We start from the raw sequence: 14,906 nt of genomic DNA on the forward strand, positions 1-14,906 counted from the left end.
ATGTTTAAAAAAATAAAACGATGGCTGACGCTAAAGCCTCAAAACGCCAATAAACTGGCTAAAAAGGAACAATTGAAGCACGCGGCCATTTTATTACTAGTGGGTGGCGCATCCTATGGATTTTATTGTTACTCATCAGCTGAGAAAAAAAAACCAGTCCACCAGGAAGAAGCTCCGTTCGAGAGTATTTTTGAAAGTACTTTTAATCAGGGCAGTGACGAAGCACTCCTTCTGCAACAGCAGCAACAAATTGATTCTTTAAAAGAGTTAGTGGCAGAACATCATAAAAATCAGCAGAAAGCAGCACCTGTGAATACAGAAGATTCGGAAACAAAAGCCTTGGTACAGGCCATGAAAGAACAGCTTGCACACCTTGAAGAAGAAAATAAAAAAATGAACGAACAATTACAGGTTGCACTGGTTTCTACCCGTCAGGCAAGCCTGGTCACCGTTAGGCCGCCAACTCGTGAAGAAATGGAAGCACAGCAAAAGAAAAAGCATCTGGCAGAGCGCGAACTGCTAGCAAAATCAGGACTGGAAACAGTGCAATTTAACAACCGGAAGAAAAGAAACAAAGAAGTACGAACCGCTAAAAATTACGTTTGGGCGGGAACCTTTGTTGAAGGGGTGTTGCTGACTGGGGTTTTAGGTGATGCAGGAATAAACGGCTCAAAAAACATGGGAACTGCTTTAATCCGCCTTACCAGCGGAGGAATCATGCCCAACAACCAGCATTCTCATCTGGAAGACTGTGTCGCCCTGGTATCCACTTATGGTGATTTATCAGGAAGTTCCGTGGTGATGCATTTAGAAACACTGTCTTGCGCAGGAAACAACATCAATTTTGAACAAAAGGCCTACGGCTCTGTATTTGATTTGGATGCCATGCAGGATTTACGCGGAACTTCCATTTTAAAAACAAAACCTCTGTTAACCTATTCGGCAGCGGCAGGCATGCTGGCAGGATTTGGTGATGGGTTAAAGAATTTAAATACCGCTCAAACAATCAATCCCGGGGCTGGCACCATTACAACCTATGGGCAGGCATCAACCCTTGCTCAATCGGCTGCTGGTGGTGCGCTTAGTAATCCTGCCAATCGTATTTCAGACTATGTAATGCGCATTGCTGATATTTATCATCCACTGGTTGTGGCACGTGCTGGTCGTCGTGTTTCAGTTTTATTTACTAAAGGCTTTTGGATAGACAAAGAACATCAGGTGTACGAGTCAGGACGCGCTATCAACGAAGGACATGCTCAAAACGAATCTGGGGTTACAACCACTGTAAGCCGTGCCTATGAATTAAATACACACCCTGTGAATGGCGCTTCATTGATGCAGTCCAATAATCAAGAGCCCATGGTTCAAACCGTTAATCCAGTTGAGAATCCCCTCTTAAATCAACCAGGACAACCCACTACCCCCTTATTTTCAACCGTACAAAATGAGGAGCCACTTCATGATTAAACCTCTATTTTTATTGATTACTCTTTTCTTAGTGTCGCAGTTATCTGCCTGCTCCAAATCCATCCTGGACAATGAGGATGCCAGATGTCCCTTTGCTGACAGGGGTGGTTGTCAAAGCATGGAAATGGTGAATCGCATGGTACAGGAAAAACGCTACACACCCGATGGTCAATTCGTGCAGCAGGCAAAAAGCCAGGTTCTTTATTCAGGTTATAAGTAGGCGCCGACCAGATCACAGGAGAAAAGCCATGTTTACAAACGCTATAGAATGGGTTCAAGATACTTATGAGTTGCTTAAGGATGCCTGGAATGACAAAGAGCTAACGGACAATGAATCTGATTTTGACCTCAAGGCACATCAATATCCTTCTTTTACTGAAAAAATAGTACCTTATCAATATTTTGATGAGGAATCGAAGCTGTTTTTTAATGAATACAACGCAGGATTAATTTATCGCATTATTCCTTTAACAGGTGCGAATGAACACATAGCGGAACAACTGGATACGCTGCTGCAATCTAAAGTGTCGCATGAGTTCACCTTGCAGTTGATTTGCGTCAAACACAATCAAGTTGGGAATGATATTGAGGCGTTTACTTCCCAGTTTTCAAAAAGCGAATTTGAAAATTTAAGTCTGTTAGGAGATAACCTTAAGGCCTTTTATCAAAAAGCCGCCATCCATGGTTTTAAAACCAACACGATGCTTTCACCTCGATTAACGCATACAGATTGCTATATCGTTATTGATAAAATCAAAAAAGAATCTGAGAGTGATTTAAAAGCCTGTTTTGGTCAGTTTCGCGTTTCGTTTGAAGCATCTTTAAGTGCTGCAAAAATTGGATTCAAGCAAGCAGATGCAACTGATTTTTTGCATTTGCTTCATTTTTACCTGGATAATTGTCCTGATGTCATTACTCCATGCCCTGTTATTTATGATAAAACCAAATTACTCAAAGAGCAGGCGCTGTCTCATGACTTTGATATTGAATTTAAAAATAATGAAGTAGTGATTCAAGGGGTTAATGAATCTGGGCATGCTTATGAAACAGCCGTATCAGTTCTGACCATTGATCGCCTGCCTCGCCAATATTGTTTATGGGAGAATATTAATAATACCAGCAATATCTTTCATCCTGATAAAAGAATATCCTGCAACCACATCATCTCGGTCATCTATCTGGTTGAAGAGCAAGGACGTGCTCAGGGTAGGGCGAACCGTAAAACCCGTGATTTGGATAAAAAATCTAAAAGTGATTACGCATTAAATGTGGCGGGAACGGAGGAGCAGGCACGGGTATGGCGTACCTTTCGTGATGATTTATCCTCACAAAAGACTCGCTCTGTAAAGATGCTTTATAACGTGGTTCTTTTTTCCAGACCTCATGAGAAAGAGCGTGATGTAGAAGCTGCTCGCACAGTATTTGCGTTTAATGACATTAAACTGGCATTGTGTAAACGCATGCAATGTCCCTATTTTTTAGTCTCGATGCCATTTTTTTTCACAGGAAATCTGGTTAAGGATTTTTCTCTTCCCACAATGATGTGGCCAATTTCTTCATGGAATGCAACCCAATACATGCCCATTCTTTCTGACTGGCGCGGAGTAGGTAAGGGTATCTTGTTGCCTACCATGCGCGATCAATTTGCCTGCATCGATCCTTTCTCTGGTGTATTTGGAAGCAATTACAACATGGCTGTCACTGGAACCTCGGGCGGAGGAAAAAGCTTTTTCATTCAGATGCTGATGCTCAATATCCTGTTTAATGGCGGAGATATTTTCATTATTGATGTGGGCGGGAGCTATAGAAAACTGTGTGAGGCACTCGGTGGGACTTATCTTGAATACAGCAATTTGGCGATGAATCCCTTTACCCATGTAACGGACATTTTACGGGAAATTGATGACATCATTGCCTTGTTTGAATTATTAACCTGCCCTACCAGCGGTGCTACAGATGACGACCGAGGCACTTTAAGAGAAGCTATTTTAACCGCTTTTGGAGCAACTCAGAATCAAACGCGCATTGATGAAGTTGCAGGAGTCTTATTGTCGTTGTACGAGCACGACCGCGAAACCTATCCTACAGCGCGCATTTTGTCTAAGAACCTCCAGCGCTACTGTTCTGCCTCAGAGCATGGCAAAGCGTTTAATGAGCCATCTCAACTATCACCTGATGCCCGTATGATTGTAGTTGACTTGAAGGAAATTGAAGACAATCAAAGCATTCGTGCACCGGTTCTTCTGTCCGTTATCTCCCAATTTCAAAGACGTATGTTCAACTCAGACAGGAACAAACAAAAGATGTGCATCATTGATGAAGCCTGGTCATTTTTTACAGGAGATTCAATTGCGGTGAACTTTATTACCAAAGGCTTTCGTACTGGTCGGCGACATAAAGCATCATTTGTCACGATTACCCAGGGGATTGAGGATTATTTCGAATTTTCAGAAGCGCGAGCCGCCTGGGAAAATTCCGCATTAAAGCTTGTTTTTTTACAAGAGGAATCACCGCTTTTAGAGCATCAAAAAAAGCATGAGACTTTTTCAGACTACGAGATGACTATTCTCAAATCATTCCCAATAGCGAAAGAAGCGGGTTTTTCTCAAGTTTTGCTGCGTGCTAATGGTATTTCCTCCTTTCATCGCTTGTTTGTTGATCCGTTTACTCGCGTGCTTTTATCTTCCGATGGTGATGATTATCAGGCAGTCATTAATTATGTGGCACAGGGACTGTTATTTCTTGATGCCGTATCGCGAGTGGCAAAGGAGCATTATGGGAGGTCTTATGCGGCTTAACCAGATCAAAACCATGCACTGGGTCTTTGCAGGAATTGGCGGATTAATTGGAATTCTGGCGGGTATTTTGGTGATGTGGCCTAAGCCTTTTCCTCTTTTGGTGGTTGACATGAATCGAGCCATTGAAGCGCCTTCGGTAATGCTTGCTCGTTCCAAACTGACTCATGAAGAACAATTAAAAATAATGGAGCGCTTTTCGCGCACCCTCCCAGAAGTCATCAAGGATTATGGAGCGTCACATCGGGTAACTCTTGTGAGTGCGTCCGTATTGGCGGGTTTCAAACCGTCCCCTGTGGATGTGACGGATGAGCTTATTGCCTTGACCATAACAAGGATAAAACATGAAGCGCGCTAGTAAACGATTGTTTCTCCTTATTCTAGGTTTTTTCTGTCTATTAGAACCTGTGGGTCATGCAAAAAATATAGGTCATTATGGTCAGACATTCCCTGTCAAGGAAGAGGATATAAGGAAAGTCATTATGAACAAACTCTATGCATTGCAGCAAAGCGGTGATTTAGAGCATGTTCAGCGCGATTTAGAGCAGAAAGCCGCACGTCAGGCGATGAGGCCAACCCCTTTGGCATTGAGCACGACTCGCAAGCCTAAGACGTTTCGCATTTCACCGGCAGTGACTGTATCTCATGATGTCTGGACACCTGATGGGCACTTAATTGCAAAGGCAGGAACTCGGATCAATCCATTTGAGCGCGTTCATTTCCTTAAAACTCTGATTTTTTTTAATGCAGATGATGCAGGACAAGTTGCCTGGGTTAAAAAACATTACACCGACTTTAAGCACGTTAAATTTATTTTGACCGGCGGGGATGTTCGAGTTGCTGCAGAGCTTTTTGGTCGAATTTATTTTGATGTGAACGGCAACATTTCATCCAAACTTCACCTTCAACACGTTCCAAGCGTAGTCAGTCAGGAAGGTCTTGATTGGCAGGTCAAAGAAATAGGAGTGAACGATGAATAAACGATTCTTCTATTCGATTGTTGTGGGCTTATTCTTCATAGGTTCACTACATGCATCACAATGTAAGGGGCATTTTGTCAATCCTATAACCGACATTTGCTGGGATTGTTTGTTCCCATTAACCATTGGCTCCTCCGAAGTGGTAAAGAGCCAATATCCTGATACGAAAAACCCTGGCAATCCTATCTGCTCCTGCCCAAACAAATTACAACTTTTAGGAGTTACCATAGGTTATTGGGAACCCTTTGCGTTAGTGGATGTGACACGAAAGCCTTATTGCATGGTGAATCTTGGGGTGCAATTGCACATTAAAGATCAGGGGCTGGGTGGTTCACAAATGCCTGATACTGATGGGCGTGGCGCATTTTATTACGTGCATTGGTACAAATACCCACTGATGTATTGGCTGCAGGTACTCACTTCCATCGGCTGTATGGAGACAGAAGATTTTGATGTGATGTATTTGAGTGAACTTGATCCAACATGGAATGACTCTGAGTTTGCTTTTGTTCTTAATCCTGAAGCCACCTTATTTACCACACCGCCAGTGCGTGCGTCTTGTGCTGCAGATGCAACCAAAGCATTGGCAGGGACGGCCATGGATTCTTTATTCTGGTGCATGGGCGCTCAAGGCTCCACCTATCCTCTCAATGGTTTTGTTGCCAATCAGGCAAGTCCCATTAGTGCCGCAACGCTTCTGACAGAACGCACCGACTTTAAGCTTCATCGCCTTGGAGCAATTAAAGATTCCGTTGGTAAAGATTGGCCTGCACTTTGTAGCACTTATCGCTCTTCCATTTTACCTAAAAGCCGGTATCGCTACCAATTAGTCAACACATTACCTGATGCAAAACGCTGCCAGCCCTTTGGCCGTTCAGTCATTACCTGGGAAGCCGGACATACCTATCCTGGGGACGGGGATAATTTTGGTTTCATGATTTGGCGCAAGAGAAATTGTTGCTTTTTATAAGGAGGCCTTTCATGGCGCACTACATTAAAATCATTATTCTGTTTCTAACTGGGATTGGCGGATGCTTTGCAAACACTAATGATGAGTTAAGGCATTACCAAGAAGAAGGGGCTCACCAGGTATCAACCATTTCGAATAAGACAATTGAAACGCTAAAGCGCACGTCCTCACGGAATCAATCAGAGCATCAATTATTAATTGATACACTCATGCAACGCAGCACAGACGGTTTACAAAGCAATCAAAAACTGCAGGGGGCTGAAGGTGCCATTTTATTTGTATCCTTTTCCATGCCCGACTCACTTTTATTTGCATTAAGCGATGAAGCAGCACGGTTTCATATTCCTGTGGTCATTAATGGGTTAGTGGATGGGGATTTTAAACAAACCATAGAAACATTTAAACGCCTCAATAGTGAAGCCCAAAAGCAGCATTTAAACTTTAGGGGAATTTCTATTGATCCAGTCTGGTTTAATCAATTCCACATTACAACGGTTCCAGCGCTTGTAGTAACAGAGCCCTCCAGGTCTTGCGGTTCAGGGCAGCCCTGCGCCAATCAACCGTTTGATGTAGTGTATGGCAATGCAAGCATTAAAAAAGGACTTGAGCTCATCGTCCAGAAAGGAGACGCAGGAGCGACATTAGCGGCCACCATTTTGGAGAAAGGCCATGTTTAGAAGTATGTTGGCTATCGCCTGTATTTTTGGCTTTTGCACTTTCTCGGCTGCCAATACAACAGCCCAGGACTTTCAGAAGTTAAAAGAATACGCAAAATCTTTGGGGAATCAACCGCTGAGCGCCATGAATGAATTTAAGCCCCAGAATACCTTCAAAGACTATACGGAAACTCCCTCGCAATCGCTTCATTATCAGGGGGTTGAGACAGAAAAAACAGATTTAAGTACCTTTGCTGCCAATGCCTTACAAAATGATGCCGGTGGACATACTGTGACCGAGCATTTTGGTCAGCGCCAATTTGAAATCAATACTAAAAATGAAGCGATTAAAAACGCTAAATTAATTGAAGAAGAAAGTTATGCAATTACTCATGGACAATCTAATGAGCGAGTCAAATGTGATGAAAAGCCACAGGCTTGTGACATTAAATCGCATGAGGAAATCTGTCATACATCAAGGCAATTGCCCGAGCAGCAGTGTTTTAAAAAACGCAAAGTAACCGTGAACACCGAGCGTTTAAGTCAAAGGGCTGATTTTGAGGTTTGGGTTCATAAAAAATGGACGGGGTTCATTGCGGTTAATCTTATAACGGGTGCCATGACCAATAGCGCAGGCGGTCACTTAACCAATCCAGTGAAATTAAATCATCCCTGTGAAGAAATGAAAGCCACGGTTCACTCCATTTTAAATAATGGTGGCTCTGCTCATTGGGTGCGTGTTGTGGGACTTCCAACCTGCCAAAATGGAGGCGTAATCACTTTGTATATTTCAGATAAGTTCAGTCGCTATTACCCAATTCAGGTGGCATTGACGATTAATGCTCATTCGAAATCCTATGTGGAAGAAGAGCACTGGGATAATGAATGCGCCACTCTTGAGACAAACAACCTATGTCAAAAAACACAAGAACAGTGTACTGATTCCAATCCAACCCGTGTCATTAATGGCCTGCCTGTCACCCGTGATTGCTGGGAGCTTAATGCACGATACCAGTGCGCATCCGCTGCAGCCGATGAATGTAAAACGCAACGTGAAAAAGGATGTTTACAGGCAAGCTCGCGCTGCATATTAATGAACAATAATGCCTGCTCACTCTATGAGCAGGTATATCGTTGCGATGAGACAGTCTGCCCACAGCCTGTGCCCTGTGTGCGTGATCTCTTTTGTGCCGATGGAGACTGTACGGAACATACAGCAACTCAGAATGATGGTTTTGGAGAGGCGATGGCACCCATGGCCGTTGCAGGGGCTGCTGGCGCTGAGTTTGGTAAAACGCAAGCCACCTTATTTTCAGGCCATCCCGTGCAGTGCAAAATCTGGGTTTGGGACATTATTGATTGTTGTTCGAATGAAGGCTGGGCAGACAAGCTCCATATCGATTTGTGTCGTGAAGAAGATAAGGCTTTAGGCAAAGCCAAACTCAATTATCTGGCTCATTATGTAGGCGAATTTTGCAGTCAGAAAGATCCCATTTTTGGCACCTGTCTGGAGCACAAACGAACCTATTGTGTTTTTGACAGCAAAATGGCACGCATTATCCAGGCCGAAGGACGTTTAAGACAATTAAATCCCAATGCTTTAGGAGATGCAGAGCATACACGCTGCGCGGGGCTCAGTGTGAATGAATTACAAAGCCTTGATATGGGGCGCATCGATTTTTTAAACCCTGTCTATCCATTTCCCCAAGGACAGCCAACAAAAGAAGCAGGAATTGTAGGCGATGTCGTTTTAAATAGCCCAGATCCTTCAAAAGCCATGGATGAAATCAAACGGCGAGTCCAGAAAAAGGCGGAACAAAAATGAGATTATTCACTATTATTTTAATGTTACTTTCCATGCCGGTCATGGCTGATTTAGTAAGTCCACCCGCTCATGGGTTTCATTGGTACAGTACAGAAAACAAAGAGCCTCAGATGAAACCTGTTCAAAATCCAAAGGTGCCAAAGCCTTCGCTGACTCCTTATGAGCAGCTCATGGAAGTCCGCAAAGCCACAATGAATAAGCTCGCATCGGCATTAATTGCCCCATCATTTGATGCAACTTATGAGTACATGAAAGCCCAGCAGGTGTATGCCAAAAACAATCAGAAATTTGTCCAGTACTGGCAACAGGTGCTGTTGTCTCATCCCGAGCTGGATCATTCCTTAAATTTTCCAACCGACAATACGGCTGTGGCCATTCGCAATGATTCAATGAATCTTTTAATGGAGAGGGTAGTCAGAGAAGGGGCGAAACGTTATGGATTAATCCTTTTTTACAAAGGGAACAGTTCCATTTCGCAAAAATTCATCACTCATCTTGTGCCATTCGTCAATCTGACCCACTTTTCCATGATTTCGGTCACGACAGATGGACAACCCATTGAAGGTCTTCCTAATCCTAAAAACATACCTCTTCATGAAATACAAAAAACAATGAATTTGCAGTCACGCTACATGCCAGCACTGTTTCTTGTTGATTTAAAAACACAACAAATGTTGCCCTTGTCCTACGGTTTTGTCTCCACAACCGAATTAAAGGAACGTCTGCTGGATGTGGCGACTCATTACAAACGATACAGCTATGAGGGGTTTGAAGCATGATTGTCCGCATCATTTTTTTACTGCTTTGTTCTGTAATTAATCCATTGCACGCCAATGTCGCAGTTGAAGAACTCAATGCATTGTTATTGAAAAAGCAAGCCCCTAAAGCTTTTGCACAGAAGGAATCAGCTGAAGCTAAAGATTTATCTAAAAATTATTATTTTGCATTTATTTATCGAAGCACCTGCCCGCATTGTAAAAAATTCTCCCCTGTTTTAAAGGATTTTTCAAAAACATTTCATATTAAGGTTCGTGCTTTTAGCCTGGATGGAGAATCCCTGGATGGACTCGATACCACACCATTAACACCTGAACTTTTTCAAACGTTCTATGTATCAGGAGGGTATAAGCCTACGGTTCCCGCCTTGTTTTTAGTCAATCGACATACCCTGGAAGCCTACGCTGTCTTGTTTGGAGAGGCAACACCTTATCAGCTGGCACAAAGAGTTCATGAATTAAAGCAACACATTGAGGAGAAATTTAATGATTAGAGCTCTTGTGCTAACCGTTGTTGCGTCTTTTACTTGCGTGGCAGGAAATGGTGTTCATGCATCAGCCAGTACCGATTTAAATCATTTTTTTAATAATCTTGGTTATTCTGCGAATGTCACAGGTAGCCATTCCTATGAATCACAGGCAGCAGGATTTGCATCATTAGGTTCTGTCTATGCCAGAAATCAGGTGCGCTCCATTCAGATAGCTCACGTTGATGTACCTGGTTTTCGCTCAGGATGTGGCGGAATTGATATTTTTGCAGGTGGTTTTTCCTTTATTAAATCAGAGCAGATTGTTTCATTCATGCAGAATATTTTAAGTAACGGGGCAGGCTATGCAATGAACCTTGCACTCGAGACCGAACTGCCTGAAATTGCTCATGCCATGCAGTACATGCAAAAACTGGCAAATGATATTAATGGGACTAATTTTAATTCGTGCGAGATGGGAGAAAATCTGACTGCAGCGCTTTATCCTAAAAATAGAGCGGCACATCAGCGTTTGTGTGAGGACATCGGGCGTAATCGTAATGTATACACCGATTGGGCAGAAGCCCGACATAAATGTTCGACAGGAGGGGAGATTGAAAAGCGATTAGAACAGGCAAAAAACGATTCGGAATATAAAGACAGAGCTCTTTTGGATACCAATGTCGTTTGGGATGCATTACAACTGAATGAATTCATCAAATCAGATACAGAAATTTCAGAAGTCTATATGTCAATTTCAGGAACGCTGGTATTTGATGCCAAAGGAGGGATGCAAACGTATCCCTCTTTAGCGACTAATCAGGATTTTGTAAAAGCCTTGCTTTATGGAGGCAAATTACCCAGCTATAAGTGCACTGATTCGAACAAGCCTATAAAATGTGTTGCCATCAATGTGAAAGGAAGCCAGGAGATTAGCAGTAAAGATGCACTGGTATCTCAAGTACAAGCCATCCTGCAGGGAGTTTATGAGAATATCAAATCAGGGACTGCCTTAACGCCCCAACAAAAAGGGTTAATTGAACTCACCCAGCCGTCCGTATTTCAGCTTATTTCAGCCAGCGCACAGCAGAATATTGGCATACAAAGTAGTTATGAGCTTGCCCAGAGTGTAGCAACGGATTTGCTTGCCCAATATCTTGCAAACTCACTTGAAGTGATTCGAGCATCCCTTGCAGGGCGTGATATAGGAAATGCCCATGAAGAAAAACTATTTAAAAATCTGCAGGTGGCACAACAATTTGTAGATAATTTTAATAGCGAATCAAGAGCACGTTTTAATGCGGCACTGACCACCAATCAATTGGTTCAAAACAATGTGAAGCAGGCACTTAATGCCCTTAATCCCATCTTAAGACAATCCTATACCGGAGGAGCACAATGAGCCCATTATTAATCTATACCCCACAAAATGGGATTTATTTAAAAGAGCTGCTTGATGGTATGGCCACTTTGCTTACTGAATCTACCTTTAGTACGGCGTGTGACATTATTATGATTCTATCCGTTGGTATGGTCGGTTATCAGTATGTGATGGGTAAAAAGCTCGAATCATTAACCCGCTTTATGCTGACCACCTTTTTAGTCATGTATTGCGTGCTGGGCATTAAAGTGCCTGTGGCTATTATTGACATGCAGACAGCCGAAGGAGCAGGAGAAGCCTTAACGGTTGATCATGTACCTCTAGGCGTTGCTTTACCTGCCTCATTGATTAGTGGCATGGGGTATGGAATTACGACCGCCTTTAGTGATGTATTTCGCATGCCAGATAGTCTGGAGTACAACAAAACAGGAATGATTTTTGGTGCAAGGACTTGGCTTGCAGCAACTCAGACAAGGCTCTCCATGTCGCCTGATTTAGCACAAGACCTATCGTCCTATATCCGCCAATGCGTGTTTACGGCAAAACTTTTGGCAAGCCATCAATTAAGCCCTCAAGAGCTTACCCAAAGTGCTCATCTTTCTAAAACCTATTTTGAGGAGCCATCACCCATTTATCGGGTGATTCTGCATAATGGAGTCAATTTAAGTTGTGGTGATGCAGCAGCCAATTTGAAGACTCGACTACCCATTGCAGCGAAATTGGAGTTGGAACGTCTTAATCATCTGGTAACCACAGGCGCTTTAACATCACGCAACACAGACAGCAGTTCGTTGCCTGGCGAAAAGACTTTTGGTGACAGGTTGGAGGCCGCTCACAAATATTACATGAACATTACCGAAGATGCTGCCGAAACGCTCACCCAAAATATCTTAATTAATGCGACCCGAGATGCCGCAGCCGATGCTTTTGCTTTCTCAGGAGCTGATGCCGCACTCATGAATTACACCAATACGGACAGCACCCAAAAAATGCACATCGCTGAAGCCAATAGCTTTTGGCTTGCAGGATTTCGCCTGCCTTACTATATGACCGTGATGTGGATGTTGACGCTGTGTATCTTTCCATTAGTTGTTTTGATTTCTTTTTTTCCGACCCTGAGTAATGCTTATTTCCTGTGGGTGCAATCTCAAATCTACCTTTGGTCATGGCCGCCGATGTTTATTATTTTTCATTGGTTTGTTTCCATGGCCTCAAGTACCACCATTACTTTGTTTGGTCAAAAAACAGGAGGTGTGACCTTCTCTAATATCGATTCATTAGCCAGCATGCACAGTAATTTTGCCTATACGGCAGGTGCATTGGCGGCAAGTGTTCCTGTTATTGCCCTGTACATCACGAAAGGATTGGGACAGATTTTGAGTACATCCTCCCAGCATTTTGGTGGTATGGCACAATCTTTGTCAGTTAGTGAAGCGCAATCTGCAGCTGCAGGTAACATCTCCATGGCAAGTTACAGCGGTTGGAATATGAACTATGAAAATACCAGCGCCAATAACGTTTCGGCTAACAAGCACGATACCAATTGGACGAACATGCATGGGATGCACACGGAGCAATTGGGAAGTGGTGTGCTTAAGACTACCACAAGCCATGGGGATGCTGTTTATGACGTAAATCCTGGGATGTCACGAGGCCCCGTGCACATTTCAGATACAAAGGCCCTAAGCGGCTCTTTAAATCAGGCTTTTGAAGAATCCAGACAGGCTGCAGCCAATGAAAGTCAGCATTATCAAACGTCCTTGTCCAGTTTTGCGCACAGTGCCGTGCAGTTATCTAAAATGCAGGGTCATGATATGCGTTTGGGCGATGGAGTATCGACAAGTGAATCCGGTCAATACAGCCAGGCATTATCGACCATGACGCATATTGCCTCGGATGTAGCTAAACGCGAAGGGATAAGCCAAGAGGATGCGCTGGCTCATATGACCGCTGCTGGATTAAATGTCCATGCCGGAGTTGCAAGTGAAAAAAGCATGCTGGGAAGCATTGGGCGGTTTGCTTTTGGAGCAACAGGAGGTGCTGATAGCCATGCCAAGTTCGATCGGTCATCAACGAGTAGTGATCGTTACCATGAAGGGACGGACAGCAGCATGTCAGCGAAGGAAGCAGAAGACTTTAATCAGGCGCTTAATTACGTGAGTCAGTTTGCACAAAACCATCATTTTGATAACAGCCATTCGGAAGGGGCAAGCCTTTCGAATCAAATGGGTACCGATTTAAGGGAGGCGCAAACGGCAAGCCAAAACTACGATGCCTCGATGTCTAAAGCGGCTCGCATTAGCACAGCCAGGAGTTATGTGGAATCAAACGCTGATCAAGTGACTACCGATCTAAATCAGGCCTTCTCGAAATATGTTGCCAGTCGAACTGATGAAGCAACTCGTGATGCGTTGTATTCCAATCCTTCAGATCTGGCTTCGTTAAAACAATTACAAACGTTAGCTAATGAGTTTATCCATGAGCAACGAGAAGGTTTAATCGCACGATACGGCAATGCTTCTAAAAATGCTCGGATTGACTCCTTTTATCAGGATGCAGCAAATCCATTAAGTACAAAAGAGTCACAAATGAGAGCTGACTACCACAAAAACAGTAATGCATTGGAGGATTCTGGAAGGACTATGGGAGTTGGCATGGATGCATCAAGAGCCAAAGGTATGCAGCAAAAAATTAATAATCAGGTCGATGCGGCGGTCAATAAAACAAGCAGTGGAGGAGGGCGTTTAAAGAGTCAATACCAGCAAGCGGTTGAAACAACAAACAACGATGTAGGCGAAGGTAAAAAACTGGGGCAAACCAACGTGGCTATACCCGCCTATTTTACTAAATGGGTTGATCATCATGATAAATCAGCCCCAAAGAAGGAGCTTATCCATGAATAATGAAGAAATGAATTCACAAGAATTAAAAGAGGCCATCGCCTTGGATATAGAAACATTAAAAACATTGGACGTGGATATTATGCCGGCCAAGGAGTATTACCAGGCGAACAGGCGTTTGTTTTTGCATGTTTTTTTTAAACTATATGGAACAATACTTCTAGGCTTTTTACTTCCACTTCCTTTTTATTGGAACGTGTTGATGGTGGAGACTTCAACGCACGAGCTCATCTACATTTTTTTCTGGCTGCCATTAATGGCTCTAGGATTGTGCCTTTTTGTTTTTCTATTCATTTACAGCTCATTAAATCAATACATTTTGATTGACTATCAATTGAAACACAAACTAAGAACAGGCTCATTGATAGTAAAGCAAATAAAGCGGGCTGGAACTATAGCCTATCGAATATTTGCGGGGATTGTTTTGATTCCTTCACTGTTCTTGTTTCCCAGTGCTGCCTTCTTCATATCCTTTGGCGCTTTTTTCATCAGCGGGATTTTAACGAGCATCCTTGTTGAAATGGAGCTCAATAGGATAGGCATCAGCGCGCTGTTTACTCTCATAAAGAATTATTTTGATAAGGACAAAAATGCCAGTGCGGCAATACCCTTAAAATAAACAAAACACATCAAAAAGAATAATTTTTAACCACAAATACAAGCAGTGGAAGCCGCTGCTTTGCCCAAAA

The 14,906-nt window shown here is 43.1% G+C and carries 13 protein-coding genes; all 13 read left to right on the plus strand.

Translation table 11 applies throughout. The features are described 5' to 3' along the window. The coding region (locus DYH34_RS17570) for a TraB/VirB10 family protein (RefSeq protein ID WP_058464703.1) at positions 1–1,467 on the plus strand (1,467 nt) is incomplete at its 5' end. Beyond that, positions 1,460–1,687, plus strand: a complete 228-nt coding sequence (locus DYH34_RS17575; protein WP_058464704.1) for a hypothetical protein — start codon at positions 1,460–1,462, stop codon at positions 1,685–1,687. The genes DYH34_RS17570 and DYH34_RS17575, both read left to right, overlap by 8 nt. A gap of 28 nt (positions 1,688–1,715) precedes the next feature. Then, entirely contained in the window at positions 1,716–4,265 is a 2,550-nt protein-coding gene (traC, locus tag DYH34_RS17580) for a type IV secretion system protein TraC (protein WP_058464705.1), read from the plus strand. Continuing rightward, on the plus strand, positions 4,255–4,620 hold the full coding sequence (locus DYH34_RS17585; protein ID WP_083501232.1) for a TrbI F-type domain-containing protein: 366 nt from the start codon (positions 4,255–4,257) through the stop codon (positions 4,618–4,620). Before traC ends, DYH34_RS17585 begins: the two co-directional genes overlap by 11 nt. Then, a complete protein-coding gene (traW, locus tag DYH34_RS17590; protein ID WP_058464707.1) occupies positions 4,607–5,242 on the plus strand; it encodes a type-F conjugative transfer system protein TraW in 636 nt (211 codons plus the stop codon). The genes DYH34_RS17585 and traW overlap by 14 nt, the downstream gene beginning before the upstream one ends. Continuing rightward, a complete protein-coding gene (gene traU, locus DYH34_RS17595; protein ID WP_058464708.1) occupies positions 5,235–6,212 on the plus strand; it encodes a conjugal transfer pilus assembly protein TraU in 978 nt (325 codons plus the stop codon). The genes traW and traU overlap by 8 nt, the downstream gene beginning before the upstream one ends. 11 nt (positions 6,213–6,223) lie before the next feature. Continuing rightward, positions 6,224–6,889, plus strand: coding sequence for a type-F conjugative transfer system pilin assembly protein TrbC (gene trbC, locus DYH34_RS17600; RefSeq protein ID WP_238585513.1), 666 nt, complete (start codon positions 6,224–6,226; stop codon positions 6,887–6,889). After that, positions 6,882–8,693 carry a type-F conjugative transfer system mating-pair stabilization protein TraN gene (gene traN / locus DYH34_RS17605; RefSeq protein ID WP_058464710.1) on the plus strand — a complete coding sequence of 604 codons (1,812 nt, stop codon included), beginning with the start codon at positions 6,882–6,884 and terminating at the stop codon, positions 8,691–8,693. Before trbC ends, traN begins: the two co-directional genes overlap by 8 nt. Then, positions 8,690–9,472 (plus strand): type-F conjugative transfer system pilin assembly protein TraF, encoded by a 783-nt coding sequence (gene traF / locus DYH34_RS17610; RefSeq protein WP_058464711.1) that lies wholly within the window; start codon positions 8,690–8,692, stop codon positions 9,470–9,472. Before traN ends, traF begins: the two co-directional genes overlap by 4 nt. Continuing rightward, positions 9,469–9,963 (plus strand): type-F conjugative transfer system pilin assembly thiol-disulfide isomerase TrbB, encoded by a 495-nt coding sequence (gene trbB / locus DYH34_RS17615; protein ID WP_058464712.1) that lies wholly within the window; start codon positions 9,469–9,471, stop codon positions 9,961–9,963. The genes traF and trbB overlap by 4 nt, the downstream gene beginning before the upstream one ends. Then, positions 9,956–11,338 carry a conjugal transfer protein TraH gene (locus DYH34_RS17620; protein ID WP_058464713.1) on the plus strand — a complete coding sequence of 461 codons (1,383 nt, stop codon included), beginning with the start codon at positions 9,956–9,958 and terminating at the stop codon, positions 11,336–11,338. Before trbB ends, DYH34_RS17620 begins: the two co-directional genes overlap by 8 nt. Next, a complete protein-coding gene (locus tag DYH34_RS17625; protein ID WP_058464714.1) occupies positions 11,335–14,220 on the plus strand; it encodes a conjugal transfer protein TraG N-terminal domain-containing protein in 2,886 nt (961 codons plus the stop codon). Before DYH34_RS17620 ends, DYH34_RS17625 begins: the two co-directional genes overlap by 4 nt. Further along, positions 14,213–14,836 carry a hypothetical protein gene (locus DYH34_RS17630; RefSeq protein ID WP_058464715.1) on the plus strand — a complete coding sequence of 208 codons (624 nt, stop codon included), beginning with the start codon at positions 14,213–14,215 and terminating at the stop codon, positions 14,834–14,836. Before DYH34_RS17625 ends, DYH34_RS17630 begins: the two co-directional genes overlap by 8 nt. The last annotated feature ends 70 nt before the right edge of the window (positions 14,837–14,906 follow it).

It is taken from the genome of Legionella cincinnatiensis, assembly GCF_900452415.1.
Classification (GTDB): Bacteria; Pseudomonadota; Gammaproteobacteria; order Legionellales; family Legionellaceae; genus Legionella; species Legionella cincinnatiensis.

Excerpts from the sequence above, each read along its gene's own strand:
- traF (WP_058464711.1), top strand. The coding sequence starts at position 8,690 with ATGAGATTATTCACTATTATTTTAATGTTACTTTCCATGCCGGTCATG.
- trbB (WP_058464712.1), top strand. The coding sequence starts at position 9,469 with ATGATTGTCCGCATCATTTTTTTACTGCTTTGTTCTGTAATTAATCCA.
- traU (WP_058464708.1), top strand. The coding sequence starts at position 5,235 with ATGAATAAACGATTCTTCTATTCGATTGTTGTGGGCTTATTCTTCATA.
- DYH34_RS17585 (WP_083501232.1), top strand. The coding sequence starts at position 4,255 with ATGCGGCTTAACCAGATCAAAACCATGCACTGGGTCTTTGCAGGAATT.
- traW (WP_058464707.1), top strand. The coding sequence starts at position 4,607 with ATGAAGCGCGCTAGTAAACGATTGTTTCTCCTTATTCTAGGTTTTTTC.
- trbC (WP_238585513.1), top strand. The coding sequence starts at position 6,224 with ATGGCGCACTACATTAAAATCATTATTCTGTTTCTAACTGGGATTGGC.
- DYH34_RS17575 (WP_058464704.1), top strand. The coding sequence starts at position 1,460 with ATGATTAAACCTCTATTTTTATTGATTACTCTTTTCTTAGTGTCGCAG.
- DYH34_RS17630 (WP_058464715.1), top strand. The coding sequence starts at position 14,213 with ATGAATAATGAAGAAATGAATTCACAAGAATTAAAAGAGGCCATCGCC.
- traC (WP_058464705.1), top strand. The coding sequence starts at position 1,716 with ATGTTTACAAACGCTATAGAATGGGTTCAAGATACTTATGAGTTGCTT.
- DYH34_RS17620 (WP_058464713.1), top strand. The coding sequence starts at position 9,956 with ATGATTAGAGCTCTTGTGCTAACCGTTGTTGCGTCTTTTACTTGCGTG.
- traN (WP_058464710.1), top strand. The coding sequence starts at position 6,882 with ATGTTTAGAAGTATGTTGGCTATCGCCTGTATTTTTGGCTTTTGCACT.
- DYH34_RS17625 (WP_058464714.1), top strand. The coding sequence starts at position 11,335 with ATGAGCCCATTATTAATCTATACCCCACAAAATGGGATTTATTTAAAA.